This window comes from Bacillus sp. N6, assembly GCF_052805735.1.
Window position 1 is genome coordinate 832,161 of sequence record NZ_CM127843.1, and the last position, 24,693, is coordinate 856,853.

Below are 24,693 nucleotides of genomic sequence, written 5' to 3' on the forward strand. Positions count from 1 at the left end.
AACCCAGATGACGATGTTTTTTCATTAAGAATGTTTTCGCATTAAAGGTCTAACAGGCTGAACGGCAACAGTTTTAAAATGAGAAAATAAATAACATCCTGTTACAACGACAATTGTCCCTAAAATTTGTATCCACGTTAATTCTTCTCCGAGGAATATGAATGCTAAAATGGCTGTGAAAATTGGATTGAAGTTTAGAAAAATACCTGATGTAGTTGCGCCTAATTTTTGTACGCCAATATTCCAAAATACCATACAAAGAACTGTCGAAATAAGCCCAGTATATAAAAGTGATGTGATGAAAGAAGTATTTATATTTGAAACAGTGAAGCTACCTATGTTAAACGGTAGTAATAAAATAACGCCGAAAATACCAGAGTACAACGTTGCCATAAGTGGTGTAGTTGTTTTTGTTGCCCATTTACTACAAACAGAATAGATTCCCCAAATACAAACTGCTGCAATCATCCATAAATCGCCACTATTAAAATGTAGTGAAAATAAAAGCGAGAAATCACCTTTTAATAGGACGAGGATAACCCCGAAGAATGAAAGAATCATGGATAGGATTTGGAGTGTATTTACTTTTTCTTTTAGAAATAATACTGAAAATAATGCGATTGAAATTGCATTCAATGTAGAGATAAGACCTACATTCGTAGCGGATGTTTTTTCTAATGCTAAAAATTGAAAGATGTTAAAAAGAGCGACCCCTGAAATTCCCATCAATATTAAAGGAAGTATTGCGGTACGTGGTGGAAGGATTTTCTTTTCTTTAAACCATACCATTGGTAATAAACAAACAATCGCAATCATCCATCTTAAATTTGTCAGTGTCATCGGCGATGCATGATCGACGAGTGATTTTCCAACGACAAAATTTCCTCCCCATAATAAGCTCGTTAGTAATAGTAAAAAGACGTAAAAATAAGGCATGCTAAAATCCCCTTTTTTGTAATCAATACGAATTGTAAATAATTTTAGCATTTTTCTTTATTGTGTAATATATTCTTTTGTATAATGATTAAAACTCGATAAAATATTTAGTTATGAATGATATTTACGGAATGATATTCAGTTTTGTGTAAGGTATAAGGTGTTTTTTCGAATAATCATCGGTAAGAAAATAGGGGGAATTGTAATGGAGTCGTCTGTTATTAAAGTGTTGGATGATTTGGATGTACAAATTTTAGATATATTGCAGAAGGAGTCACAAGTAAGTAATGCAGAGCTGGCACGTCGCGTTAATTTATCACCGGCTGCGATGCATGCAAGAATAAAAAGATTGGATGGGGAAGGTTTCATCGATAAGCAAGTTGCGATTTTAAATCAAGAAAAGCTTGGATTTGATTTATTATGTTTTATTTTTATGAGTACAAATATTCATCAATTTGACAAGCTGGAAGTGTTGGAGAAAGAATTAGAATTGATGCCGGAAGTGTTAGAATGTCACTGTTTAACAGGAGAGTACGATTATTTATTAAAGGTTGCAAATCGTGATCGTAAAGAACTGGAGCAGTTTATTAGAAAGCTGAATAAACTTGGTATTACAAGGATACAGACAAGTTTAGCACTTCGTGAAATTAAATATTCGACGGTATTGCCGATACGAGATGAGGAACCGAGCATCAATTAGATTGCTTGGTTTTTTGTTTGCATAAAGTGATTGACGAAGAGAAAAGAGAGCTGTATTATTATATGAAATTATGAATTAAAATTCATTTGAAGTTATAAATATTAATATTGAGGGGCAAGGGGATGCAATATGAAAATCTGTAATGCGGTGACGAGTGATGTGAAAGAAATTTATAGTCTTATTGAGGTTTATGCAAAAGAGGGAGTTGTTTTACCACGTTCTCTTTTGTCTCTTTATCAATATTTGCAATGTTTATATGTTATGAAAGAAGACGAGAGAATTGTTGGAGTTGCTGGATTGCATGTATTGGGGGAAGATCTTGCAGAAATACGATCGTTAGTAGTTTCGCATACATATGCAGGGAAAGGGATAGGGCGTATGCTCGTAAATCATGTAATGGAGGAAGCTACAAAAATAAATGTAAGAAGAGTAATTTCCTTAACATATGAAACAGTATTTTTTCAAAAGTGTGGATTTGATTTTGTAAATAAAGAAACGTTGCCAGAGAAAGTATGGATTGATTGTAGACATTGCCCAAAGGTGGATTATTGTGATGAAGTGGCGATGGTGCGGTATGTTGGATGAAAAATTTATAGAGAAAAATTTCCCACTATTATTTACATATATAGTGGGAATATATATTTCCATAAGAAATGGACAGGTTATTAAGAATTTGAATTCTTTTGTCTCACGGCAAAATTATAAAGTGGATCTTTAAGTTCATAGTTATACGTTAAACCGTCGACAATTCCTACAACTTTATCATTATCATAAAGATCGAGCATAAATTGTGCCATTTGTTTTGCAGTGTGGAATTTTGGTACAACATTATCGTATTGGAATTCATCAATATCAAATGAACGTTTCGCAAATTCTGTTTCAGTTGCAGCAGGAGCTAAAACTTTTGCTTGCAGTTTTGCGCCTTGTTCTTTCAGTTCGTGAGACAGCCCTTCTGTAAATGCACTTACATAGAATTTCGTAGCGCAATACGTAACAGCATCAGCAACAATTGTGTATCCGCCGCCCGATGAAACGTTAATAAGCTGTGTTCCATCAACCATTGAATAATCTCGAACGAAAAGAGAAGAGAGTAATGTTAGTGCTTCTATATTTACATGTAACATCGTTTCGATTTTATTTAAATTTTGTTCAGCAATTGAGGCGAAATTACCAAAACCTGCGTTGTTAATCCACGTTTCAATTTGAAAAGATTGTAGGCTTTCATAAAGTTTATAAACATCTGCAGTAACAGATAAATCAGTTTTTCGAATGACAACATCCAATTCTGGATGCATTTCGTTAATTTTCAATTTTAATTCGTTTAATTCTTCTTGTCTTCGAGCTACAAGTACTAAATTTTTTCCGCGAGATGCAAATGCTAAAGCTGCTTCATAACCAATTCCGGAACTTGCGCCAGTAATAACCGTGTATTTCATATAAAATCCCCCTAAATTCAAATTCATTTATGGTTAGATTGTATTTGTTAGAGTATACTCTAAGTCAAATGTTTTTTATAAATTTGATACGGTTATAAAATATAAGAGGGTAAGCATGTGAAGGGAGTTTTAGTATGTACACAATTAGCGAGGTAGCAAAATTATTAGGCGTGAGCACACATACACTACGTTATTATGAAAAGGAAAATATATTAATTGCAAATCGTGATACAAATGGAAATCGACTTTACGAAGAGTCACATATAAAGTGGTTGCAGTTTGTAATGAAATTAAAACAAACGCAAATGCCAATAGCGAAAATAAGAGAATACGCTAGATTATATACAGAAGGGGAGCATACAACAGAAGCTCGTTTACAGCTCCTAGAAGATCATAGGAAATCTATTCAGATTCAAAGAGAAAACTTAGAAGTTACAGAGAAGATGCTCGAGAATAAAATTAGTGCATACAAAAGCTCATTGGAAAATAAATAGATGTTGTTATGTGATGAAAAATGGATTTGATCTATGAGTATTTCATCATAGTGTGCGGATAAATAAAAAAGAGCAGCTAGCAAAAGCTAACTGCTCCATTCAAGGGATCTCTCCAAGGGGGAGTGGAGAAAATATTATGTTACTAGCAGTATTGACAGATTATTGAGAAATATACGAATCGGATGAAAGAAATTTTAAATAAACTTTCGGCATTGACAGTTTTTAAAATGTTCATGTACAATACATATGAATGACATTCAGTCATTTTTTATGTGACAGGATGTAGTTAGTTTAAAAATGGAACAAATACAATGGTAAATGAGGATGATAGTTGTTTATATATAGTAGTGATGAAAGAGCATATTTTTTTAAAACAAAAATGACTGATAATCAGTCATAAGAGGTGAGAGGTATGAAAAATAAAGCTTGGTTATATGTCATATTAACATGTATCTTTGAAGTTTTTTGGGTGTTTGGTTTTAATACGGCCAATACTTGGTGGCATTGGATTATTATTTTAGGAGTTATCGCTGTTGATTTTCACTTCCTTTCTAAAGCGTGTGAACATCTTGCAACCGGGACTGTATATGCTGTTTTCGCCGGAGCTGGTACGGTAGGTACTTTCTTGATGGATGTATTTCTTTTCGGCGGAAGTTTCAGTGTAGGGAAGTTATTCTTTATCGTGATGGTTGTAGCTGGCGTTATCGGTTTAAAGCTTGCTGATAATAAAGAAGAAACTGTGGAAGGAGCTGCTTAAAGATGGGTTGGTTTTTCGTATTTTGTGCTGCAATTAGTGAAATAGTCGGTGTGATAGGACTTAAAATGTATAGTAAAGATAAGACATTAGCCAATGGTGCGATTTATATAGGCGGGTTTGCTACATCCTTCGCATTTTTGTATACTTCCTTCTTATTTTTACAAGTAAGTGTCGCGTATGCGGTTTGGATTGGTATTGGAACAGCAGGTGCAGTTTTGTTAAACATGTTCTTGTTTGGTGAGTCGAAAAGCAAAGCGCGTATTATTAGTGTGTTTCTTATTGTATGTGGAGTGACAGGATTAAAGGCACTTTCTTAAAGATATATTGTATTTTTATCTCCTAATTGTTTATTAGGAGATTTTATTATAAAAAAAATGACTTCTTCTTAGAGTTCACTATCATTGACAGTACAATCAATTATCTTATAAAATGAGTGACAGTCATTCAATATGCGTGTGAAAGGGTTTAGATGATGAATAAAAAAGAGAAAATTGTCTATGCAGCTATTGAAGTGTTTCAGGAAAAGGGCGTCGAAAAAACGAAGATTTCTGATATCGTGAAATTAGCTGGCATTGCGCAAGGAACTTTCTATTTATATTTTCCTTCTAAGCTATCTGTTATGCCTGCAATAGCAGAAGTGATGGTTGAAAAGATGATACTTGCAGTGAAAGAGAAAGTACAAAAAGATGTACCTTTTTCAAATAAAGTGGCACAAGTAATCGATGCAGTGTTTCACTTTATAGAGGAATACCGTGAAATACAAGCTTTAATGTATGCGGGTCTTGCATCTACAGAACATATAAAAGAGTGGGAAGCTGTGTATGAGCCTCTTTATATGTGGTTAAGTGAATTTTTAAGTGGGGCGAAAGAAGCTGGTGAAATTCGTGATTCGGTTCACGCAGAACGAACAGCGAAGTTATTTATCGCTCTTGTTGAATCAGCAGCGGAACAAGTTTATTTATATGATCATAAAGATGATGAGCAAGTGGATTTGCAAAAGGCAGAAGTACTAGATTTTTTAACACATGCACTACATATAAAGAAGTAGTAAGATGAACCTGTCTGAAAAGGTAGGTTCATTTTTGAGGAAAACTGAATGATAGTCATTCACCTAATGCTTATGTATGTGTGGAAGGATAGAGTGAAATTCTAATGAGTGGAGGCATCTTCACTCATTACTAGCCCGCAAAGAGCAGGATAAAGAAAAAGCTTCTTGGGCATTATTTTTTGAGAGGAACTTACGGGAAGAGGTGTTAAAAAGTGAAGAAACCGATAAAAGAACAAAAGATGGTATTGGTCATTCTTTTGAGTAATATATTTATCGCTTTTCTAGGGATTGGATTAATCATTCCGGTTATGCCGTCCTTTATGAATGATATGGGTTTAACAGGGAAGACGATGGGATATCTCGTTGCAGTATTTGCAATGGCACAGCTCATTACTTCACCTATTACAGGCCGATGGGTTGATCTTTACGGTAGGAAGAAAATGATAATCATTGGATTATTTATTTTTGGTGTTTCAGAGCTTCTTTTTGGATTGGGAAAAGATGTATGGATGCTTTATGTAGCAAGGGTGTTAGGCGGAATTAGTGCTGCGTTTATTATGCCTGGTGTTACGGCATATGTTGCGGATATTACATCTATTCAGGAACGTCCAAAGGCGATGGGATACTTATCTGCAGCGATTAGTACTGGATTCATTATAGGGCCTGGAATCGGCGGATTTATTGCAGAATACGGTATACGTGTGCCGTTTTTCGTTGCAGCAGCAATTGCTTTTATAGCATGTGTAATTTCAATCTTTATTTTAAAAGAACCGTTAACGAAAGAAGAACTTGCAGAGATTTCTTCTAATACGAAAGAATCAAGTTTTATAGGTGATTTAAAGAAATCATTACATCCAATGTATGCAATTGCATTTATTATCGTATTTGTACTCGCATTCGGATTATCAGCGTATGAAACAGTGTTTAGCTTGTTCTCTGATCATAAATTTGGCTTCTCGCCGAAAGATATTGCAGCAATTATTACAATTAGTTCAATCTTTGGGGTAGTTGTGCAAGTATTTATGTTTGGCAAATTGGTAGACATGTTCGGTGAGAAAGTATTAATCCAAATATGTTTAATTGTAGGGGCAGTATTAGCATTCGTCTCAACTGTAGTCTTTAATTATTGGATTGTACTTCTCGTTACTTGCTTCATTTTCTTAGCATTTGATTTACTTCGTCCAGCTTTAACGACGTTTTTATCAAAAGCAGCTGGAAAAGAGCAAGGATTCGTTGCTGGAATGAACTCGACTTATACGAGTTTAGGAAATATCGCAGGACCAGCGATGGGCGGAATATTATTTGATATGAATATTCATTATCCATATGCATTTTCAGGAGTTGTTTTAATAGTTGGTCTCGCTATTACATTTATGTGGAGAGAGAAACAGTTGGCTGAAAGTTTTGCGAAGTAATAAAACCCCTTACGACGGTAAGGGGTTTTTGTTTTATAAACTTAATCCAAACCGTTTTAATTCAATAAAAATCCCCTCTAGTTGCTTTCCTTTATCCGTTAATGTGTACTCTACACGAGGCGGAACTTCTGGATATACTTTTCTCGTTATAATGCCTTGAGACTCTAATTCTTTTAGTCGAAGCGATAATGTTTTTGGACTAATACCATCCATTGATTTTTGTAAATCACTAAAGCGTAATGTTCCTTCGATAAGAAGGTCGCGAATGATTAAAAACGTCCATTTTGTACTAATTACATCAAGCGTTTTAGCGATAGGACAAGGTATGCCAGGTAAACCTTTCGTTAATTCAACTGGATCTATATTGTTCATGGAACAAGCCTCCATAAAATTTTTTTGGATGAATTTGCTTTATAGTATCACAAAACTATACTTTTGGTAACTATATGAAAAAAATATCACTACTTCCATAAATGAAGTTAGTGCATATACAATAGAAATACGAAACATAAAGGATTTATATGAGGAGGTGGTGATTTCCATGGGGATAAAAAAGTTATTTGGATTTCTGAGTTTGTTTGTTATTTGTATTGTGCTTGTAGCATGTGGTGTGGAACAAAAAACTGAAGTTCAGTTATTAAAAGAAATGCCAAAGCCAAAAGCAATGACAATTGATCCCTCAATAAGTAAAAAAGAAGCGACAGAAATGGTTCATGCGGCGCAGCGTTTTTATGCATTTTGGGATACAGGTAAGGAGGAAATTATTCCGCAGACTGTTACTGAAAATTTTTTCGATAATACATTGCCGAAAGGGCGACCACAAGGCATTGAAGGATTAAAGTTTGCAGCGCAAAATTTTCGTAAAGTTGTGCCTGATATACATTGCGAGATTGAAGACTTATTGGTTGTTGGTGATAAAGTAACAGCCCGTCTTTCTTTTACAGGAACGCATAATGGTAAGGAAATTAATTTTTTTGCAATTGATATTTTACATGTGAAAGACGGAAAGATAACGGAAGATTGGCATTTAGAAGATAATCTTACACTACAGCAGCAACTTGGCTTAATAGCTGAAGAGTAGATCATATAGGGGAGAGAAAAGTAATGAAAAATATATTTATTATAAATGGACATGAAAAATACGGTACAAAGGAAGGACGATTAAATAAAACGTTAGTGGATCATATGGTAACGGTATTAAGCGAGAACCATCAAGTGAAAACAACAACAATTCAAGATGGATACAATATAAAAGAAGAACAAGATAAATTTTTATGGGCTGATGTTGTGATTTATCAAACACCGATTTATTGGTTTAGTGTTCCAGGATTATTTAAAACGTATATGGATGAAGTGTATGAATACGGTTTGTTCTTTAAAGGTGCAGATGAATATGGAACAGGTGGTTTATTAAAAGAGAAAGAGTATATGTTCTCTACAACTTGGAATGCACCTGAAAAAGCATTTGGAGATAAGACGAAGTTCTTTGAAGGAGAAAGTTTAGAATCAGCGCTTAGTCATTTACACCGCGTGCAAAAGTTTCTCGGTATGAGTCCATTAAAGAGTTTTGCTTGTTATGATGTGGTGAAGAATCCAGATATTGAGCAATATTTATTGAACTTGAAAGATCACTTAGATGAAGTAATTAAATAATAGTTTATATTTGTATGTGAAGAAGGTACTACTAAGGATGTAGTACCTTCTCGTTTATGAAATACGTTGAAAATCTTTACTTATACAGGACTGTTTTAGTTTTTTTGATTTGATTAAATGTTTTATATCAGAGATGTTATCGTATGAAAGCTGAGTATGATAATAGTTAATGTACTCAAGTAATGCAAAAATATAAATAAATAGAGTGAATGATAGCCCACCTAAAGGTAAGTGAGGATACCAAATTATAAAATCAATAGTAAACGTAATAAATCCCGTAATAATGAATGCTATATTTATCTTTTTAAGTATTTTTAAATATTGAATCATCCTAATGGGCGTAACAGATGTTTTCTCTTTTTTTAGTCGTTTCCACTTTACGTACCAGTAAATTACTCCTTGTAATAAGATAAACTCTAAAAGAAGAAATGAGACCCAAAAAGAATATAGGGAATATAAATGTAACGTAGGATAAGCATAATTAAGTAAGTAACTTGTGAAAATAAAAGTAATGACTGAAAATAACTCACCTGTGTATAGATAAGAAAGTCTTTTTTCTAGGGTGCGTTTCATGGTTTTTCTCCTTTTATAAAAACTTGCATGTTAATACGTGGATGGTTGTATCCATAACTTCGCAAAATTTGCCCAACCGAATGAATCAATTGTTACGTTTTTTAAAGAAGAAGGGTATGTTTTTCTTTTTAAAACGTGATAGTTAAATAAAATGATGTGTTCTGCTTGTAAAAACTCTTCAATCTCATACATGAGTTCATAACGCTTTTCTTTATTTTCTTCTAGTAAAAATGTATCTAGCAAACAGTTAATTTGTTTTTCGTAGTGTGGGTCCATGAACCGATTTACGAAGCAACTTTTATTTTTAAATACATTTAAGAATGCAATTTCATGATTGGCAGCAAACACTTCTCCCATGAAAATAATATCGGCATGTTTATCAATAGAGCGATCCATATAATCTGAAACGGGAAATGGGTGAAGCGCTACTTGTATACCTAAATTTTCACATCGTTCTTTTAAGAAATGTGCGTCATTTGCACTGTCTTTAAATGCGAAGAAATAAATATGTATCGTTTCTCCGTTATAGGTGCTCTTGTTTAAGTAAACTTTTGCTTTTTCTAAAGAGTAAGACCTTTTAGAAGCTTGGCGACTTCTTTCAGGGAAAAAGCTGGATGAAGCAATTGTTCGTCTTCCCTCTATGCTACGAAGTATCGTTTCAACATCATATAGTTCTCTCCAAGCCTTTCGAAAGTAAATGTCGTGATGAGGACCAGGTTTTGTAAAGTTGAAGCCAGCATAAATACAACCTATTTCTTCTATTTGTATATCATGCCTTTCATTTTCTTCTTCATTTGGTAGTTCATAATCAGCATCGATTTGTACATGATCAGGAATACCCCAAAATTCAATACGATCTAATAAAGCGCGCTCTTTAAAATAATGAGTGAACGCTTCGAGTACGATATTGTCTTCAGAGTAATGAGCAAGTTTGAAAGGTCCAGTACCTATATAATGATGATTTTCAATACTAGCATCATGTGGCAAAATTGCTAGTTGTATGGAACTTACATAGTGTAAGAAAAATAAATTTGGTTTTGCTAAATGAAATCGAATTTGCAGTGGTGATGGCGTTTCAATTTGAACAATTTCTTCTGTTAACCATTCGAAAGGAGAGTGAACTTCTTTTAGTCTTTCAAATGAAAATCGTACATCTTTAGAAGTTAAAACTGTTTCGTTATGAAAATATACATCCTTTCGTAAATAAAAAGTCCACGTCAGCCCGTCTTCACTTAATTCCCACGTATGCGCAATGTGTGGTTCCATTTTTTCCGTAACATCGTTATAAACGACTAATGTATCAAAAATTTGACTCGTAAGATGGCTCTCTGTAGTTACAGCCACAAAAGCCGGATCTAATGGGACTATCTTTCTCGATATAGGAATTTTTAATATGTCGTACATATCATTTGAAGGTTCGTATCCAAAATGATGATGTAGTTTATTTTCTATCTTTTTTTGAAGTGCAAGGGGTAGGGGTTCTTTTAAAAGAAGAAAGATATCTTTTAATTTTTCTTGCGCTAACAGTTCATCTGTATAGCATTCAATCGCTTCTACGAAATTATGTATAAATAGAATTTCTGTTTTATTTCCGCGTCCTCGCCCTGGAGTCCAGCTAATTAATTGCTCCTCGCTCATTTTCTTTAATAAAATCTTTACGTTTTTCGTACTGCAATATAAAACATCCGCTAATTCTTGTAAGCTATTTCGTATATGCTGTTGATCCTGTGCATGTAGTCTTAGTCTAATGTAATAGTCCATAATTTTCATATATACACTTCCTTCTATCATAAAAGGGGAAACTCTTTAGAATATTCTAACCTTTTTCTTCCTTTTTTTCAAAGTAAAATAAGTAAGCATAAGGAGGGGGAAACAATGGGATTTTGGAGTATGCATCGAAATATAAAAATTAGAATTATAACTTCGTTTTTAACACGTACTGTGTCCACGATGATTTTTCCATTTATGGCGATTTATTTTTCAATAAAGTTAGGTAGTGCGATTGCTGGTGCGTTACTACTTATTAATGTCATAGCTTCATTAGTAATTGGTTTATACGGTGGATATGTTGGAGACCGGCTTGGGCGTAAAAAGGTTATGATTATCGGTCAAAGTATACAAGTCATTTCCATTGCTTGTATGGGAGTTGCGAATTCGGATTATGTAGATTCACCGTGGTTAACATTTATCTTTATGTTAGTGAATAGTTTAGGATCTGGACTTATGAATCCTGCGACAGAGGCGATGTTAATTGATGTGAGTACACCTGAGAATCGAAAAGTGATGTACAGCATTAATTACTGGGCTATTAATTTATCCATTGCGATTGGAGCGATATTTGGTGGATTACTATTTGAAAACTATAGACTACAATTGTTTATCGTATTAACACTTGTTGCCATTATGACTTTATATGTGATGGCTGTATATATGGAAGAGGTGTATGTGGCGAGAAAAACAGTAGAGAAGAAAAATGTATTAAAAGATATGGCAGATAGTTATAAAGTCGTAATGAAAGATAGAGCGTTTTTAATTTTTTGTGCAGCGAGTATATGTACATTATCGTTAGAGTTTCAAATTAATAATTATTTAGGGGTACGTTTGCAGAAGGAATTTGAAACAGTACAATTTTTCTTCAGTAATGGCTTTACGTTTGATTTAACGGGTATTCGAATGCTGAGCTGGATATCAGCGGAGAATACAATTTTAGTTGTGTTATGTTCAGCACTTCTTATTAAAATGCTGAAAAGCTTCAATGATTTGAAAATCTTATATGTAGGTTTATTCATTTATACAATTGGATTTACAATACTTGGAGCGAGCAATAGTTTATGGATTTTATTAATTGCAGGGCTTTTCCAAACGGTAGGCGAGATGATGTATGTGCCAGTGCGTCAATCTATTATGGCAGATATGGTGCCAAATGAGGCAAGAGGTTCTTATATGGCGATTAACGGAATGGTCTTTCAAGTGGCAAAAATGAACGGGGCATTAGGTGTTATGCTAGGTTCATTTATTGCATCTTGGGGCATGAGTGCTCTGTACTTTCTCGTTGGTATGAGCAGTATTTTATTATTTATGAAGGCAATAGGGAAAGAGAAGTATGAGGATGAGAGAAATGTTTCTCAAATTGGATGAAACTATATAAAAGCGAACCAGTTATACTGGGACTCGCTTTTTATATAGCCTCTAAAACGGATCAACTTCAGCTAAATCAGGATTGGCATTCGGGTTTGTTAATAAGACTTTTAGTTCACCTACTTCTGAGAGAGCGACGAGGATATAACCACTAATGAGGACGATAAGTCCAATGACCCGCAATGTTTGTAGTGAAATTTCACGGCTATTGTCTTCAGAGTTGTCTTGGGTAGGAGAAGGTGGATTGTTGTTCATAATAGAGCTCCCATCTTTTTTTATTTGTATGTGTGAAATCATTATTTAACTTATGGATAGGAATTATATAGTCATTTTCACTATATGAGAACTGCCTATGAAAAGTGATAAGGAATTTTTGGGCGAGAAAAGAGAGGAATCCAAAAGATTATTAAAACTGAACTTTTGGGTTCCCCTCTTTTTATTTATCCTGCTATTTGTGGTGGTCGGATTGCCTGTAAACGACCAGTTGGTGAGGGCTAATAATCAGTGGGGATGAATAAAACCCCACTGATTAATTATTTTCATGTAAATAAAAGGAGGTTAGTTAACCAAAGTATTTATCCTAATATACGCAACGATTCTTCAATAAACGCCGGTATATCTTCTGGTTGTCTACTTGTGACTAACTGATTTTGGCATATGACTACTTGTTTGTCGTGAAAGTTTCCGCCAGCGTTTTTTAAATCGACTTCAATAGATTTATATCCAGTTACATCACGTCCTTCAAGTGTTTGTGCAGTGATGAGTAGCTGAGGTCCGTGACAAATAGCGAAAACGGGTTTGTCCGCATCCATAAATGCTTTACTAAAGCGTACAAAACGCTCATCTGCACGGAGTATATCAGGGGAAAATCCACCTGGTATGAAGAGGGCATCAAAGTTCTCCGGAGAAACATCATCAATACTTTTATCAATTACGACTTCACTTTTTCCTTGCTTACCGTGTACTGTTTTCCCTTTTTCCATTTCAATGGTTGTTAATTCATATTCCTTTTGATTAAAAGCTGCTACCGGCTCTGTGTATTCTGTGTCCTCGAAATAATCCGTTATTAAAATAGCAATTTTTTTACTCATTGCATTCAGCTCCTTACATTATATTGTCGGTTCCAGAATCATCCTTGAGCAATGCCTTTTATAAAGTGAAACTTGAATTCATATTTTTTCATTCCCTCCACTTTCTTTGCCCTGTTAATTTAATAAATACCCTTTTTATTAGGACGTAAACATGTATTATCGTTTTTGTATGTAAAAATCATAAAATATCGGTTGTTTCAGTGATTCTTGTTTGAGGAAGCAAAATAAAAAGCCAAGGAGATAATTTATTTGCTCCTTGGCTTTTAAGATATTTCTTTTCGTTAAAACGAAGAAACGCGTTGCTTCGTTTTTGGTACAATAATAAATTTGATCCAGAGTAACCCGACAATCATAATGATAAGGCTATGTAAAAATTGACCTGTAGCAATGAGTATAACACTCGAAAATACAATGAGTTGAATGCTTAGCAATATAAAGATTAAGCTAAGAAATTGCTTCATCCTTTCTTCAGTATGGATTGGATACAATGCTACAATAATATTTCCCGAAAAATATTTCCACAGTGAACGGAGCTGCATAGAAATCATATATAGAACGATGTAAGCGATAGCGCCTTTTACGTATATATTTGGTATGAAATATAAGGCGAAAGCACCGATCAATCCTAAGCGAATATATATACCGAAATAATCATTCCCGCGTAAAAATGCTAATGTATGTAAATAGAAGAAAGTTGCTCTTTTTTTATGTAATAAAGGTTCAATCCAATTTGTAAGCCATTTTCTTTTATTTACTTGTTTGTTCAGTTGCGGAACATCAGTGAAGATGCTAGCGAATTGATAAAAACGAACGTTCATTTTTTCTTCTTGCTCGATTATGTAATCCCACGGTATTCGTTTTGTAGGCTGTTTTTTCGTATATAGAAGTAGGAAAGCAAGTAGTAAGAGTAATCCGCCTAATATGAGAACATTTGCGGAATAAAACAGCATGTAAATGATTAAGGCATTACAAGTAATACGGATGATCAGCCATATGTTTTTGTCGTGACTATCACGCCACATCCAATGTATGTACATGTTCCAAGCTTTCGTAATCATTAATACGATAAAGATTGTACACAAAAAAGGTACAGTTAATTGCAATGATTGCATAGCAAGTGGAACGAGAATAAGGAACGTAAATAACAATGGGAAAAGCTGAATGATGTAATTGTATAGAAGAGATTTTTTGAAATAAGATGTTAATTTCTCTTCTAGTGCTAGTAAATAGACAGCATCAGGTTTTTGAATAAATGTACGGATAGAGCATCTCGTTATAATGAATGTAAGTACAATCGTTATAATTATTAAAGATATTCCTTTAGAAGGAGATGCTTTTAGAAACTGAGCATAATAATATGCACCAACGCATGAAATAAAGATAAAGCTATATAGTAAACCGTTAATCATACGTGCAAAGTATGTAATGATATTTTGAATATGTTGTTGGAAGCGACTGCTCCATAGCGATTCGATTGACATGTTTTTCACCTCTTTGTTCTATTATATATGTTTTACAAAAGAAAAAACGAGCAAATTGCGTTATGCAACTTGCCCGTTTTTCTTTTCGTTATTTTTTTTCTGATCACGATTCATTAATGGATAGAAAGCAAATCCAATTACGAATAAACCAATTCCGAGAAGGAACGTTTTTATATCGGATGCGCCGGTTTTAATAACCCATAGTGCGTAGCAAAGTGCGATAACTGCGACTATGCCATCTGTAATTCTTGCCCGCATTTCATTTTTATATGTTTCACCAGTTGCGACTAGTTTTAACTGGAAGATTGGTGAAACGAGATATGGAATGAGGTAGGCCAGTGTCGATACGGTAATAACGAATGTATAAGCTTCCGCAATGGTTCCTGATAATGTTGAGAATAGGAATACTTGCGACATAATGTTTGTTAATCGTAATGAGTAAATTGGACTTCCTTTTTTATTTGTTTTCGTGAAGAAGGAAGGGAAGAAACCTTCTTTTGCTGCTTGATAAGGTACTTCTGAGCTTAATAAAATCCAGCCTAAGATAGAACCGAACAGGGAAGTAAGAGCAAGTAATGCCATCAGTTTCCCGCCGCCATGACCCATTGCAGCGTTTAATGCATCTGCTAATGGACGTTCAGAAGCTTGTAATTTATCAACGTGAAGTACACCCATTGTTAAAATTGTAATTCCTAAGTAAATTGCAACTGTAATAAGTAATCCCGCAACTGTTGCACGTTTTACCGTTTTTGGAGAAACAGCACGGTTTGATAAAAGAACGGCTGATTCAATTCCGATAAACGCCCAAAGCGTTGTAAGAGCAGCTAAATTTACTTGTGAAAGAAGACCGTGTGATGCACCTGATTTATCAATCATCGGTGTGTACCATTGTCCAAATTTAGAAGCTTCGAATGCAAATAACGTAACGACGATGAATAAAAGGAATCCAGTTACTTTTGTTGTTGTTGCTAAGAAGTTTAGTTTTCCAGCTCCGCTTACACCATTTGTTAATATAATATGAGTTCCCCAAAGTAAGATGGAACAAATCGTAAATGTAATTAGTTTTCCGACTTCTATGTTAAAAGAACCGATTGAAAATAGTAGTCGCGTATCTTTCATAATTGGGAAGAAGAGTGATAAATATCCCGCAAATGATGTAATGATGGCAACGTTACTTGCCCAGTTTGCAACCCAATATCCCCATACCATACTGAAGCCAGCCATTTTTTTCTTTTTTGGTGTTGAGAATAAAGCATATGCATGACTTTGTGGTCCTGTCGTTAAATCAGGACGACGAATTGCTAAATTACCGAAAACAAGAGCTAGCATTAAAACACCAAACCCTGTAGTTAACCAAGCTAAAGTGACACCGAGTGGGCTTGCTGTTTGTGCCAACGTACTTGGCACCATGAAAATACCAGCGCCAACCATGTTACCGACAACGAAAGCTGTTAGTACCCAAAAGCCCCATTTTTTTTGTTGCATAGAAAATACCTCCAAAGTTAGTATAACCAAGTCAAGCGAGGAGATATGTATGTCTTCTTAGTAGAGAAGAGAAGTCCCAAACAAAACAAAAAAAGCACGTAATCTGCCGCTACATGCTTTCTATCTTATAAGAAACCCACGACATACCTCTCGATAGCTCTCCACAAACGAAACGTTTGTGACAGTTCTGCACTTATTAAATGCAGACCCAGCAAGCGTGCATGGTGGACACGACTTACTTCGGCAACCATTCCTTTCTCATTCCTTCATCAATGCCACTACATCTCCTGAAATGATACTCTTAATGATTGCAACCTCTACCTCACCGAGATACGAATGAGGATTTAAATATTAAATTAACGTCTTTAAGAGTAACAAATGTATTTTTATACGTCAATGGATATAGTAATAATCAGATTATAGAGAAGAGTTTGTGATTAAAAGTAAGAGGGATTGTTATGTGATATTTGAATTTTCGTAATATAATACATGTTATTGGCGCTAGATGATTGAAAAGGGGATGAAATAAATGTCTGTATGTCATAAACATTCAGTAATAGGTGTGTTAGATTCGGGAGTTGGGGGATTAACAGTTGCGAGCGAAATTATAAGACAATTGCCTAAAGAAAGCATTTATTATATTGGTGATAATAAGCGTTGCCCGTATGGGCCAAGAAGTGTAGAGGAGGTGCAATCTTTCGTATTTGAAATGGTTGAGTTCCTCAAACAGTTTCCATTAAAAGCGCTAGTCGTAGCATGTAATACTGCTGCAGCTGCTGCATTGACTGCGCTGCAAGAAGCACTTTCCATTCCAGTTATTGGCGTTATACATCCAGGAGCAAGAGCGGCAATTAAAGTAACAAAGAAAGAGAAAATCGGAATAATTGGAACTGTAGGTACGATAAAATCCAATATGTATGAAAAAGCATTACATGAGCTTGATACATATTTGGAAGTGCATAGTCATGCGTGTCCGACTTTAGCTACAGTTGTAGAAAATCGATTAGAAGATATAGCATATGTCACGCAGCAAGTGAAACAAGCTTTACTTCCATTAACGAAAGAAGATATAGATACGTTAATTCTTGGATGTACGCATTATCCACTTTTAGAGTCCTATATTAAAAAGGAACTAGGAGAGGCTGTAACGATTATTAGTTCTGCAGAAGAAACAGCGATAGAGTTAAGTACGATTTTACAGCACAAAGGAATTTTGTCTGACAATCTGAATCCGAAGCATCGCTTTTTTACAACGGGATCTGTTTTATCATTTGAACATATTGCTGAGCGATGGCTAGGATATCAAATTTCTGTAGAATGTGTACATTTGCCTATGAAAAATGCGTGTATGCATAATTAAGATTTAGTAAATTACTTTTTTAAATAAATCAGGTTCGTTTCATAAGAAGGAAAGAATAAGCTTTTAATTGAAATGATTAAGGTCATTTTAATTAAAGGAGAGGTTTGATTATGGAATTATCAAGATCTCAATTATTTGCTTTAGAGTATATTTCAAAATATGCAGAGAACGAAAAACGTGGGGCTAAAGCAACAATTAATCATATACTTAACATGTGTAATATTACAGATGAAATATTTGAAGAAGCTGTCGCTAATTTAAAATCTCATGCAAGGATCGCTTTACACTTTCATCCAGACAGACTAGATTCGAGTATGAAAAGTGTTGCTGAAGCATTGTTTGAACAAGGAGTATATAAAAGTCAATTTGAAACGTTGCTATCTAATGGAAGCGTATCTGCTTACCCTGGTGGTGAACGTGACCTTTGGGAAAAGAGAATATTTGGAGGGGCATATCAATTAGAAGGCGTAACGAATGATCAACGTCCAAAATACGGAGCGCTAAATTTGATGTTACATCCAGATGGGCCGGCTCCGCGTTTTGGATCCTGTTATTTTCTCTTATCTCCAAAAGTTTCTTCGCGCTCTACATATACATATTTAGATTCACATCAAGATCCGAAAGAAAAGGGGACTTATGAGGAGTTTGATATGATTTTAGCTGCTCTTTTGGAAGAGGCATTCGTAAGAGATTTTGCAATTGGTGAAGGAAATTTGACTCCAACAATAATAATTAATCATTTATTGGCTAATCTGAAAAGGCCGTTTATAGATTTAGTAAGCAAAGAGCCAGCCCGTAATCTTAATCATTATATTGAAGCGCAGATTCATGGAGAGATTTCTCTTAAAGAAGACGTAGAGGTGCTTGTTGCAGATCCTTCATTTAAGGGTACGGTTGTAGGAAGAGTTTTAGAAGAAATTTGCCTGAAGTATGCTATTGATTTGTATTGGCACATCGGTTTTGTACTTATGGTAGACGAAGTTCCGATGGATTTTAGAGGTTCAAAAATGCCATCTTTAGCAAGACGCATTGCAAGGAATCATTGTATCGATGCAAATATAATTGGCTCTGCTGTAGTGGATTTGAAGCGCAATCCATTATCTTGGAGTGATCGTGGCACTTATGAAGAAGTGCTTCAGGAATTAAAATTATTATGGCATGTTTTAGTTCGATTTGGAAAACCAAATCAGAAGTAGAACGAAATACTCCGTTTTTGGAAGTATTTATATAGAAAAGAAGCTGATCTATTTATAGATCAGCTTCTTTTTATAAGATTAAACTAAGTTTAATACAGTTACTTTTTCACGTGTCATAGACTCAAGGCTCTTACGAATACCTTGTGCGCCCATACCTGAACCTTTTACACCGATGAATGGGAAGTGGTCAGGGCCGCGCTCTGTACGTCCGTTAATTTGAACAGAACCAGTTTCGATTTTGTTAGCAATTGCAAATGCTTTGTTAATGTCTTTTGTGAAGACACTTGCTTGCAGACCGAACTCTGATTTGTTAGCAATTTCAATTGCTTGCTCGTCTGAAGAAACACGGATGATTGGAAGGATTGGGCCAAATGGCTCTTCCCAAGCAACTTTCATTTCTTCTGTTACGTGGTCGATTAATGTTGGGTAAATTAAGTTACGCTCACGTTTGTTACCGATAACGATTGTAGCACCTTTTTCAACAGCATCGTCAACTAAGCCTTGAACGAAGTCAGCAGACTTGTCGTCGATTAATGGAACGATTGTGCTGTCTTGTTCTGGAGATCCAACTGATAGTTCAGCTACTTGCGCTTTTAATAAGCTAACAAGCTCGTCCGCTACGTTTTCGTGTACAAGTACACGTTTAATAGCTGTACAACGTTGACCAGAGTAAGAGAATGCACCGCTTACGATATGGTTTGCAGCATCTTGTAAGTCAGCATCTTCACGAACGATACCAGGATCTTTACCACCAAGTTCTAATACAAGTGGAATCATTGAAGCTTTTTTCGCTAAATGTTTACCTGTGTTTGTACCACCTGTGAACGATACCATATTGATGCCTTCGTGTTCTACTAAGTAGTCACCAATTACAGAACCGCGTCCTGTAGCTACGTTTACAAGACCTTTTGGAAGGCCAGCTTTGTGAAGTGCTTCAACCATTTTAATACCACTAATTGCACCTTGAGTTGCTGGTTTGAAAATAACAGCGTTACCCATAATTAATGCTGGTGCAAGTTTTGCAGCAGATAAGTTTACTGGGTAGTTAAATGGTGCGATTGCTAATACAACACCAAGTGGTGCGCGTTGGATGATCGCAAGTTTCGATTTCGTTCCGCCAGGGAAGCTATCGCCCATCATGCTTTCTCCGTGCATATGTAAAGCTTCTTCGATCGTGTAACGAATGAAGTCAGCTGTACGAACAACTTCTTTCTTCGCATCTTTATAGCCTTTACCGACTTCTTTCATAATGATATCGGCAATTTCATCCTGCATATTTACGAGCTCATCAGCCCATTTATATAAGTATTTTGCGCGATCTTGTAGGGAAGCTTCAGCCCATGATTTTTGAGCTTCTTTTGCAGATGCAATTGCTTCATCTACTTCTCCGCGAGTAATTGCTTGTACTTGTCCAATTACTTCGTGTAAGTATGGAGATGGAATTTCGATTGTTTCTCCTGAAGAGCTTTCTCTCCATTCTCCGTCTAAATAAAATTTGTACGTATTGCTAGTTGTCATGATTAGTCCTCCTAAAATAGCAACTTGTAAGAGTGAGTATAAGGTGATTGTAGGGGGTTTGATAACATTTTTCAAATGAAATGTTTGTGAAAACGATTTCTTATTCTTTTTTTATTTTGTATGCCCTTTCTTACAGAACATTCTTTTATTTCAAACTGGTTTATTATGTCATGAACCATTTGCATTTTCGTGCATTTTACTTTATGTGTAAAAAAACAATTGACAGAATACTCAATAAAGTTGTAAGATTATAAATGGAAAATAAATGAAGGGGGTGTGCGTAATGATTGTAATCGTAAATGTAATGAGCTTAGCTCTGTTAAATGGCAGAAAACATTTATATCATTACGCAACCCGTGCGGATATATAGGGCATCTTTGTCTTATAAAAAGCGTACGTTGCGTATATCGTAACGTACGCTTTTTATGCATTCCTGTGCATATCGTCAAGCGGCGGTATGCTTTTTTTTGTTTATTTTCCATATTCCTATATAAAACTTTGGAAGGTGGAAAAATGTGATGAGATTGTATGGGTTACGAAATGTAAATGTGATGGGTCTGGATAGTGGATAAAGAAATGAGAGGTAAACGAGAACGAGAAGGGAGAGGTTATATTGTTATCAGTATTACTAAAGTTAAAATGGTTTTTTAGGGAGCACTGGAAGAGATATAGTATTGCCATTGGAGCTCTTTTAATTGTGAATATAGTTGAAGTTATTCCCCCGAAAGTGTTAGGGGTTACGATAGATAACATAAAAACAGGAACGTTATCGAACGAAGCAATTATGCAATCTATTCTTATTTTAATAGGGGTTACAATCGTTGGGTATGGTCTTACTTTCGTATGGCAACATCAATTGTTTGGAGGTGCATTTGTACTTGAGAAAACGATGCGCTCTAAATTTATGGGGCATTTACTTAAGATGACGCCGACTTTTTATCAAAAAAATCGTACTGGCGACTTAATGGCGAGGGCAACGAATGATTTAAAAGCAATCGCTATGACAGCTGGTTTTGGTATATTAACGCTTGTGGATTCTAGTTTATACATGCTTACGATCGTTTGTATGATGGGATTTACAATTAGTTGGGAGCTTACATTTGCAGCGCTTATTCCGCTTCCAATTATGGCGTATGCGATGAATATATATGGAAAGAAATTGCATGAAAGATTTACCGTTGCGCAAGATGCGTTTGGTGATATGAACGATAAAGTGCTTGAATCAATCGCTGGTGTGCGTGTTATTCGTGCATACGTACAAGAGAATGCAGACGAGGAAAGATTTCATCATTTAGGAGATGACGTCTACGAAAAAAATATGAAAGTAGCGAGAATTGACGCATTATTCCAACCAACTGTGAAAATGCTTGTTGGCCTTAGTTATTTAATCGGTTTAGTGTACGGGGCATATCTTGTATTTCAATCAAAGGTAACACTTGGTGAACTTGTTTCATTTAACGTGTATTTAGGGATGATGATTTGGCCGATGTTTGCAATTGGTGAATTAATTAATGTTATGCAAAGAGGAAATGCTTCGCTTGACCGTGTGAATGAAACGTTAGCGTATGAACCAGATGTAAAGGATCCGAAACATCCAAAGCTTGTGCAAGAGCCGGATTATATTCAGTTTGATGACGTTACCTTTTCATATCCTTCATCAACTGAAACAAATTTAAAAAAGGTTTCGTTTACCTTAAAACAAGGGGAGACGCTTGGGGTTGTCGGAAAAACAGGAAGCGGGAAAACGACGCTTGTACGTCAGCTTCTTCGTCAATATCCACTTGGAGATGGAGATATTGCAGTTTCTGATGTGACATTAGATAAAATGACGAATGAAAATGTACTCGGCTGGATTGGTTATGTACCGCAGGAGCATATTTTGTTCTCAAAAACAGCGCGAGAAAATATTTTATTCGGAAATAGGGAAGCGACTGAAGAAGAACTAGAGAAAGCAATTGAAATTGCTGCGTTTAAAAAGGATTTAGAGTTTTTACCAGAAGGGTTAGAAACGCTCGTTGGAGAGAAAGGTGTTTCTTTATCAGGAGGGCAAAAACAAAGGATCTCGATTGCAAGAGCTGTTATTCAAAATCCAGAAATTTTAATTTTGGACGATTCTTTATCAGCTGTAGATGCTCGTACGGAAGCAGCGATCATTGAAAATATAAGAACGGAAAGAAGCGGAAAGACGACGATTATTACGACGCATCGTTTATCAGCAGTGCAACATGCGGATTGGATTCTCGTTATGGATGAAGGCGCAGTTATAGAAGAAGGTACGCATGCTCAGCTTATCCAAAAGGGAGGATGGTATGCCGAACAGTTTGAAAGACAACAAGGTGAAAGTGAAAGTGCGGATAGTGGGGTGAAAATATGAGCGTTTCAAAACGATTGTTTCAATACGCGATGAAAGTGAAAGGGACGATTTTTGCTGCGATGTTAATGTTATTTATTTTCGTCATCGCAGAGCTTGCTGGTCCTTTCGTCGCTAAAACGATGATTGACGATCATATCGTCGGGATAGAGAAACCTTGGTATGAAACAGAAAAGAGTGAAGAAGCTGTTTCATATAATGGGGCCTTTTATAAGCGAAGTGATCGCTTTGAACAAGGCGAGAAAAAAGGAAAAGAAGTACGCGTGATGCAAGTCGGTTTTCAATATTATTTTGTACCGAATAAAGTAAATGCGGAAGGATCACGTACTGTAAAAGGGGATATGATTACCGTTCAAAATGGTAAGGCGGTGCAAGTTTATAAAGCGAAAGCATTAACAAAGGAAGAAGTATTTGCATTTTATAAGCCAGAAATAAACCGTCTATTATTACTTGGTGGTGGCTATTTTGCTTTATTAGTAGTCGTATCATTATTTGCATACGGAAAGCAGTTCTTCTTGCAAAAGGCAGCGAACAAAATTATTCAAATTATGAGGGAAGATGTTTTTTCTCATATTCAAACGTTGCCAATTCGGTACTTTGATCATTTACCGGCGGGGAAAATTGTTTCGCGTGTGACGAATGATACAGAGGCCATTCGTGATTTATATGTAACGGTGCTGGCAACATTCGTTTCTAGTATCATCTATATTATTGGGATATTTGCTGCGCTATTTTTATTAGATGTGAAGCTCGCTTCATTATGTTTATTAATTATCCCAATTTTAATTGTTTGGGCGATTCTTTATAGAAAATACGCGTCTGTATACAATCATAAAATGCGCTCTCGTTTATCTGATATTAACGGAACAGTGAATGAATCCATTCAAGGGATGCCAATTATTCAAGCGTTCCGTCAAGAGCGTGAAACGAAAAAAGAATTTGAAGAATTAAATGGCGATTATTTTAAGTATCAAAATAAAATTTTAAATTTAAATGCAGCAACTTCGCATAACTTAGTAGCCGTATTAAGAAATATCGCTTTCACAGGAGTAATTTGGTATTTCGGCGGTGCGTCATTAAGTGCTACAGGTATTATTTCACTTGGGGTACTGTATGCGTTCGTCGATTATTTAACACGATTATTCTCGCCAATTACGAATATGGTGAACCAGCTTGCAAACTTAGAGCAAGCGCGCGTTGCATCAGAACGTGTCTTTGAATTGTTAGAGGAAAAAGGGGAAGCAGTAGAAGAAGAACGCATGCCTCGTTTAAAAGGAAATGTAAAATTTGATAATGTATCATTTTCTTATAATGGAAAAGATGAAGTGTTAAAAAATATTTCTTTTGAAGCGAAACAAGGCGAGACAGTGGCACTTGTTGGTCATACTGGATCAGGAAAAAGCTCTATAATGAATGTACTCTTTCAATTTTATGAGTTTGAAAAAGGAAAGCTTACGATTGACGGTCACGATGTAAGAGAAATGCCGAAACAAGCAACTCGTGAGCATATGGGAATCGTACTGCAAGATCCGTTTTTATTTAGCGGGACGGTCGCTTCCAATGTAAGCTTAGAAAACGAAAAAATTTCAAAAGAGCGTATCATAAAAGCATTGCATGATGTTGGTGCTGAAAGATTTGCAAACAATATAAATGAAGAAATTACAGAAAAGGGAAGTACGCTTTCCACTGGAGAACGTCAGCTTATTTCGTTTGCTAGGGCGCTTGCTTTTGATCCAGCTATCTTAATTTTAGATGAAGCAACGTCTAGTATTGATACAGAAACAGAGGCGATGATTCAACAAGCACTAGAAGTTGTGAAAAAAGGAAGAACGACATTTATTATTGCTCACCGTCTTTCAACAATTAAAAGTGCGGATCAAATTATTGTACTCGATAGAGGAACAATCTTAGAAAAAGGCTCTCATGATGAACTAATGAAAAAGCGTGGGCGTTATTATGATATGTATAAAACGCAAATGGAAGGCAATCAGAGTGCTTAATAGGTATGGAGGAGAACTTGTGATTTTCACAAGTTCTTTTT

25 protein-coding genes and 1 riboswitch are annotated in these 24,693 nt (G+C 35.5%); of the genes, 15 read left to right on the plus strand and 10 right to left on the minus strand.

Annotation, left to right across the window (positions count from 1 at the left end):
- Positions 1-24 precede the first annotated feature (24 nt).
- Positions 25-936 (minus strand): DMT family transporter, encoded by a 912-nt coding sequence (locus tag ACUXVC_RS04295; RefSeq protein ID WP_001146242.1) that lies wholly within the window; start codon positions 934-936, stop codon positions 25-27.
- A 205-nt stretch (positions 937-1,141) separates the two neighbouring features.
- Between ACUXVC_RS04295 and ACUXVC_RS04300 the strand changes: the two genes are divergently transcribed.
- Complete coding sequence (locus tag ACUXVC_RS04300; protein ID WP_375852877.1) at positions 1,142-1,636, plus strand: Lrp/AsnC family transcriptional regulator; 495 nt, start codon at positions 1,142-1,144, stop codon at positions 1,634-1,636.
- Between the two features lie 129 nt (positions 1,637-1,765).
- Entirely contained in the window at positions 1,766-2,221 is a 456-nt protein-coding gene (locus ACUXVC_RS04305; RefSeq protein ID WP_000686667.1) for an N-acetyltransferase, read from the plus strand.
- Positions 2,222-2,301: 80 nt separating this feature from the next.
- On the opposite strand, the gene ACUXVC_RS04310 is transcribed toward ACUXVC_RS04305, so the two are convergent.
- On the minus strand, positions 2,302-3,072 hold the full coding sequence (locus ACUXVC_RS04310) for an SDR family NAD(P)-dependent oxidoreductase (protein WP_375852875.1): 771 nt from the start codon (positions 3,070-3,072) through the stop codon (positions 2,302-2,304).
- Between the two features lie 134 nt (positions 3,073-3,206).
- Between ACUXVC_RS04310 and ACUXVC_RS04315 the strand changes: the two genes are divergently transcribed.
- The 5 genes from ACUXVC_RS04315 (at position 3,207) to ACUXVC_RS04335 (ending at position 6,786) form a co-directional block, all read left to right on the plus strand.
- A complete protein-coding gene (locus ACUXVC_RS04315; RefSeq protein WP_075677766.1) occupies positions 3,207-3,566 on the plus strand; it encodes a MerR family transcriptional regulator in 360 nt (119 codons plus the stop codon).
- A gap of 412 nt (positions 3,567-3,978) precedes the next feature.
- Entirely contained in the window at positions 3,979-4,323 is a 345-nt protein-coding gene (locus tag ACUXVC_RS04320) for a DMT family transporter (protein WP_000790630.1), read from the plus strand.
- 2 nt (positions 4,324-4,325) lie between these two features.
- Positions 4,326-4,640 carry a DMT family transporter gene (locus tag ACUXVC_RS04325; RefSeq protein WP_000539671.1) on the plus strand — a complete coding sequence of 105 codons (315 nt, stop codon included), beginning with the start codon at positions 4,326-4,328 and terminating at the stop codon, positions 4,638-4,640.
- A 152-nt stretch (positions 4,641-4,792) separates the two neighbouring features.
- Complete coding sequence (locus ACUXVC_RS04330; protein ID WP_375852871.1) at positions 4,793-5,371, plus strand: TetR family transcriptional regulator; 579 nt, start codon at positions 4,793-4,795, stop codon at positions 5,369-5,371.
- A gap of 212 nt (positions 5,372-5,583) precedes the next feature.
- Entirely contained in the window at positions 5,584-6,786 is a 1,203-nt protein-coding gene (locus tag ACUXVC_RS04335; protein WP_048655892.1) for an MFS transporter, read from the plus strand.
- A 33-nt stretch (positions 6,787-6,819) separates the two neighbouring features.
- Here ACUXVC_RS04335 and ACUXVC_RS04340 read toward each other — a convergent pair whose 3' ends face one another.
- Entirely contained in the window at positions 6,820-7,158 is a 339-nt protein-coding gene (locus ACUXVC_RS04340; RefSeq protein ID WP_001059470.1) for a winged helix-turn-helix transcriptional regulator, read from the minus strand.
- Between the two features lie 169 nt (positions 7,159-7,327).
- Between ACUXVC_RS04340 and ACUXVC_RS04345 the strand changes: the two genes are divergently transcribed.
- A complete protein-coding gene (locus tag ACUXVC_RS04345) occupies positions 7,328-7,867 on the plus strand; it encodes an ester cyclase (protein WP_375852869.1) in 540 nt (179 codons plus the stop codon).
- 23 nt (positions 7,868-7,890) lie between these two features.
- A complete protein-coding gene (locus tag ACUXVC_RS04350; protein WP_144465889.1) occupies positions 7,891-8,439 on the plus strand; it encodes an NAD(P)H-dependent oxidoreductase in 549 nt (182 codons plus the stop codon).
- Positions 8,440-8,493: 54 nt separating this feature from the next.
- Here ACUXVC_RS04350 and ACUXVC_RS04355 read toward each other — a convergent pair whose 3' ends face one another.
- Positions 8,494-9,012, minus strand: a complete 519-nt coding sequence (locus ACUXVC_RS04355) for a hypothetical protein (protein WP_000831576.1) — start codon at positions 9,010-9,012, stop codon at positions 8,494-8,496.
- Positions 9,013-9,042: 30 nt separating this feature from the next.
- On the minus strand, positions 9,043-10,803 hold the full coding sequence (locus tag ACUXVC_RS04360; RefSeq protein WP_375852866.1) for an SgrR family transcriptional regulator: 1,761 nt from the start codon (positions 10,801-10,803) through the stop codon (positions 9,043-9,045).
- 84 nt (positions 10,804-10,887) lie between these two features.
- Here ACUXVC_RS04360 and ACUXVC_RS04365 point away from each other — a divergent pair, with 84 nt between their 5' ends.
- A complete protein-coding gene (locus ACUXVC_RS04365) occupies positions 10,888-12,150 on the plus strand; it encodes an MDR family MFS transporter (protein ID WP_053565162.1) in 1,263 nt (420 codons plus the stop codon).
- A gap of 51 nt (positions 12,151-12,201) precedes the next feature.
- Here ACUXVC_RS04365 and ACUXVC_RS04370 read toward each other — a convergent pair whose 3' ends face one another.
- Positions 12,202-12,405, minus strand: a complete 204-nt coding sequence (locus tag ACUXVC_RS04370; protein WP_053565161.1) for a hypothetical protein — start codon at positions 12,403-12,405, stop codon at positions 12,202-12,204.
- 97 nt (positions 12,406-12,502) lie between these two features.
- Here ACUXVC_RS04370 and ACUXVC_RS04375 point away from each other — a divergent pair, with 97 nt between their 5' ends.
- Positions 12,503-12,664: a hypothetical protein gene (locus ACUXVC_RS04375; RefSeq protein WP_166504396.1), complete on the plus strand. Its 162-nt coding sequence runs from the start codon at positions 12,503-12,505 to the stop codon at positions 12,662-12,664.
- 61 nt (positions 12,665-12,725) lie between these two features.
- Here ACUXVC_RS04375 and ACUXVC_RS04380 read toward each other — a convergent pair whose 3' ends face one another.
- The 3 genes from ACUXVC_RS04380 to ACUXVC_RS04390 all read right to left on the minus strand — a co-directional run bounded on the left by ACUXVC_RS04380 (position 12,726) and on the right by ACUXVC_RS04390 (position 16,207).
- Positions 12,726-13,241 carry a type 1 glutamine amidotransferase domain-containing protein gene (locus ACUXVC_RS04380; protein ID WP_095691351.1) on the minus strand — a complete coding sequence of 172 codons (516 nt, stop codon included), beginning with the start codon at positions 13,239-13,241 and terminating at the stop codon, positions 12,726-12,728.
- A gap of 281 nt (positions 13,242-13,522) precedes the next feature.
- Positions 13,523-14,722: an ABC transporter permease gene (locus tag ACUXVC_RS04385; protein ID WP_064532620.1), complete on the minus strand. Its 1,200-nt coding sequence runs from the start codon at positions 14,720-14,722 to the stop codon at positions 13,523-13,525.
- Between the two features lie 60 nt (positions 14,723-14,782).
- Positions 14,783-16,207, minus strand: coding sequence for an amino acid permease (locus ACUXVC_RS04390; RefSeq protein ID WP_023521252.1), 1,425 nt, complete (start codon positions 16,205-16,207; stop codon positions 14,783-14,785).
- Positions 16,208-16,353: 146 nt separating this feature from the next.
- A riboswitch (Lysine riboswitch) is annotated at positions 16,354-16,535 on the minus strand.
- A 201-nt stretch (positions 16,536-16,736) separates the two neighbouring features.
- On the opposite strand from ACUXVC_RS04390, the gene racE reads away from it, so the two are divergent.
- On the plus strand, positions 16,737-17,567 hold the full coding sequence (gene racE, locus ACUXVC_RS04395; protein ID WP_098976768.1) for a glutamate racemase: 831 nt from the start codon (positions 16,737-16,739) through the stop codon (positions 17,565-17,567).
- Between the two features lie 110 nt (positions 17,568-17,677).
- Entirely contained in the window at positions 17,678-18,763 is a 1,086-nt protein-coding gene (locus ACUXVC_RS04400; RefSeq protein WP_144465685.1) for a DUF3626 domain-containing protein, read from the plus strand.
- A gap of 78 nt (positions 18,764-18,841) precedes the next feature.
- On the opposite strand, the gene gapN is transcribed toward ACUXVC_RS04400, so the two are convergent.
- The gene (gene gapN / locus ACUXVC_RS04405; protein WP_000213615.1) at positions 18,842-20,281 is read right to left on the minus strand and encodes an NADP-dependent glyceraldehyde-3-phosphate dehydrogenase; all 1,440 of its coding nucleotides are present in this window, start codon (positions 20,279-20,281) and stop codon (positions 18,842-18,844) included.
- 613 nt (positions 20,282-20,894) lie between these two features.
- Here gapN and ACUXVC_RS04410 point away from each other — a divergent pair.
- Positions 20,895-22,655 carry an ABC transporter ATP-binding protein gene (locus tag ACUXVC_RS04410; protein ID WP_446025932.1) on the plus strand — a complete coding sequence of 587 codons (1,761 nt, stop codon included), beginning with the start codon at positions 20,895-20,897 and terminating at the stop codon, positions 22,653-22,655.
- The gene (locus tag ACUXVC_RS04415; RefSeq protein ID WP_144465686.1) at positions 22,652-24,652 is read left to right on the plus strand and encodes an ABC transporter ATP-binding protein; all 2,001 of its coding nucleotides are present in this window, start codon (positions 22,652-22,654) and stop codon (positions 24,650-24,652) included. Before ACUXVC_RS04410 ends, ACUXVC_RS04415 begins: the two co-directional genes overlap by 4 nt.
- The last annotated feature ends 41 nt before the right edge of the window (positions 24,653-24,693 follow it).

Excerpts from the sequence above, each read along its gene's own strand:
- ACUXVC_RS04295 (WP_001146242.1), bottom strand. The coding sequence starts at position 936 with ATGCCTTATTTTTACGTCTTTTTACTATTACTAACGAGCTTATTATGG.
- ACUXVC_RS04300 (WP_375852877.1), top strand. The coding sequence starts at position 1,142 with ATGGAGTCGTCTGTTATTAAAGTGTTGGATGATTTGGATGTACAAATT.
- ACUXVC_RS04305 (WP_000686667.1), top strand. The coding sequence starts at position 1,766 with ATGAAAATCTGTAATGCGGTGACGAGTGATGTGAAAGAAATTTATAGT.
- ACUXVC_RS04310 (WP_375852875.1), bottom strand. The coding sequence starts at position 3,072 with ATGAAATACACGGTTATTACTGGCGCAAGTTCCGGAATTGGTTATGAA.
- ACUXVC_RS04315 (WP_075677766.1), top strand. The coding sequence starts at position 3,207 with ATGTACACAATTAGCGAGGTAGCAAAATTATTAGGCGTGAGCACACAT.
- ACUXVC_RS04320 (WP_000790630.1), top strand. The coding sequence starts at position 3,979 with ATGAAAAATAAAGCTTGGTTATATGTCATATTAACATGTATCTTTGAA.
- ACUXVC_RS04325 (WP_000539671.1), top strand. The coding sequence starts at position 4,326 with ATGGGTTGGTTTTTCGTATTTTGTGCTGCAATTAGTGAAATAGTCGGT.
- ACUXVC_RS04330 (WP_375852871.1), top strand. The coding sequence starts at position 4,793 with ATGATGAATAAAAAAGAGAAAATTGTCTATGCAGCTATTGAAGTGTTT.
- ACUXVC_RS04340 (WP_001059470.1), bottom strand. The coding sequence starts at position 7,158 with ATGAACAATATAGATCCAGTTGAATTAACGAAAGGTTTACCTGGCATA.
- ACUXVC_RS04345 (WP_375852869.1), top strand. The coding sequence starts at position 7,328 with ATGGGGATAAAAAAGTTATTTGGATTTCTGAGTTTGTTTGTTATTTGT.
- ACUXVC_RS04350 (WP_144465889.1), top strand. The coding sequence starts at position 7,891 with ATGAAAAATATATTTATTATAAATGGACATGAAAAATACGGTACAAAG.
- ACUXVC_RS04355 (WP_000831576.1), bottom strand. The coding sequence starts at position 9,012 with ATGAAACGCACCCTAGAAAAAAGACTTTCTTATCTATACACAGGTGAG.
- ACUXVC_RS04360 (WP_375852866.1), bottom strand. The coding sequence starts at position 10,803 with ATGATAGAAGGAAGTGTATATATGAAAATTATGGACTATTACATTAGA.
- ACUXVC_RS04365 (WP_053565162.1), top strand. The coding sequence starts at position 10,888 with ATGGGATTTTGGAGTATGCATCGAAATATAAAAATTAGAATTATAACT.
- ACUXVC_RS04370 (WP_053565161.1), bottom strand. The coding sequence starts at position 12,405 with ATGAACAACAATCCACCTTCTCCTACCCAAGACAACTCTGAAGACAAT.
- ACUXVC_RS04375 (WP_166504396.1), top strand. The coding sequence starts at position 12,503 with ATGAAAAGTGATAAGGAATTTTTGGGCGAGAAAAGAGAGGAATCCAAA.
- ACUXVC_RS04380 (WP_095691351.1), bottom strand. The coding sequence starts at position 13,241 with ATGAGTAAAAAAATTGCTATTTTAATAACGGATTATTTCGAGGACACA.
- ACUXVC_RS04385 (WP_064532620.1), bottom strand. The coding sequence starts at position 14,722 with ATGTCAATCGAATCGCTATGGAGCAGTCGCTTCCAACAACATATTCAA.
- ACUXVC_RS04390 (WP_023521252.1), bottom strand. The coding sequence starts at position 16,207 with ATGCAACAAAAAAAATGGGGCTTTTGGGTACTAACAGCTTTCGTTGTC.
- racE (WP_098976768.1), top strand. The coding sequence starts at position 16,737 with ATGTCTGTATGTCATAAACATTCAGTAATAGGTGTGTTAGATTCGGGA.
- ACUXVC_RS04400 (WP_144465685.1), top strand. The coding sequence starts at position 17,678 with ATGGAATTATCAAGATCTCAATTATTTGCTTTAGAGTATATTTCAAAA.
- gapN (WP_000213615.1), bottom strand. The coding sequence starts at position 20,281 with ATGACAACTAGCAATACGTACAAATTTTATTTAGACGGAGAATGGAGA.
- ACUXVC_RS04415 (WP_144465686.1), top strand. The coding sequence starts at position 22,652 with ATGAGCGTTTCAAAACGATTGTTTCAATACGCGATGAAAGTGAAAGGG.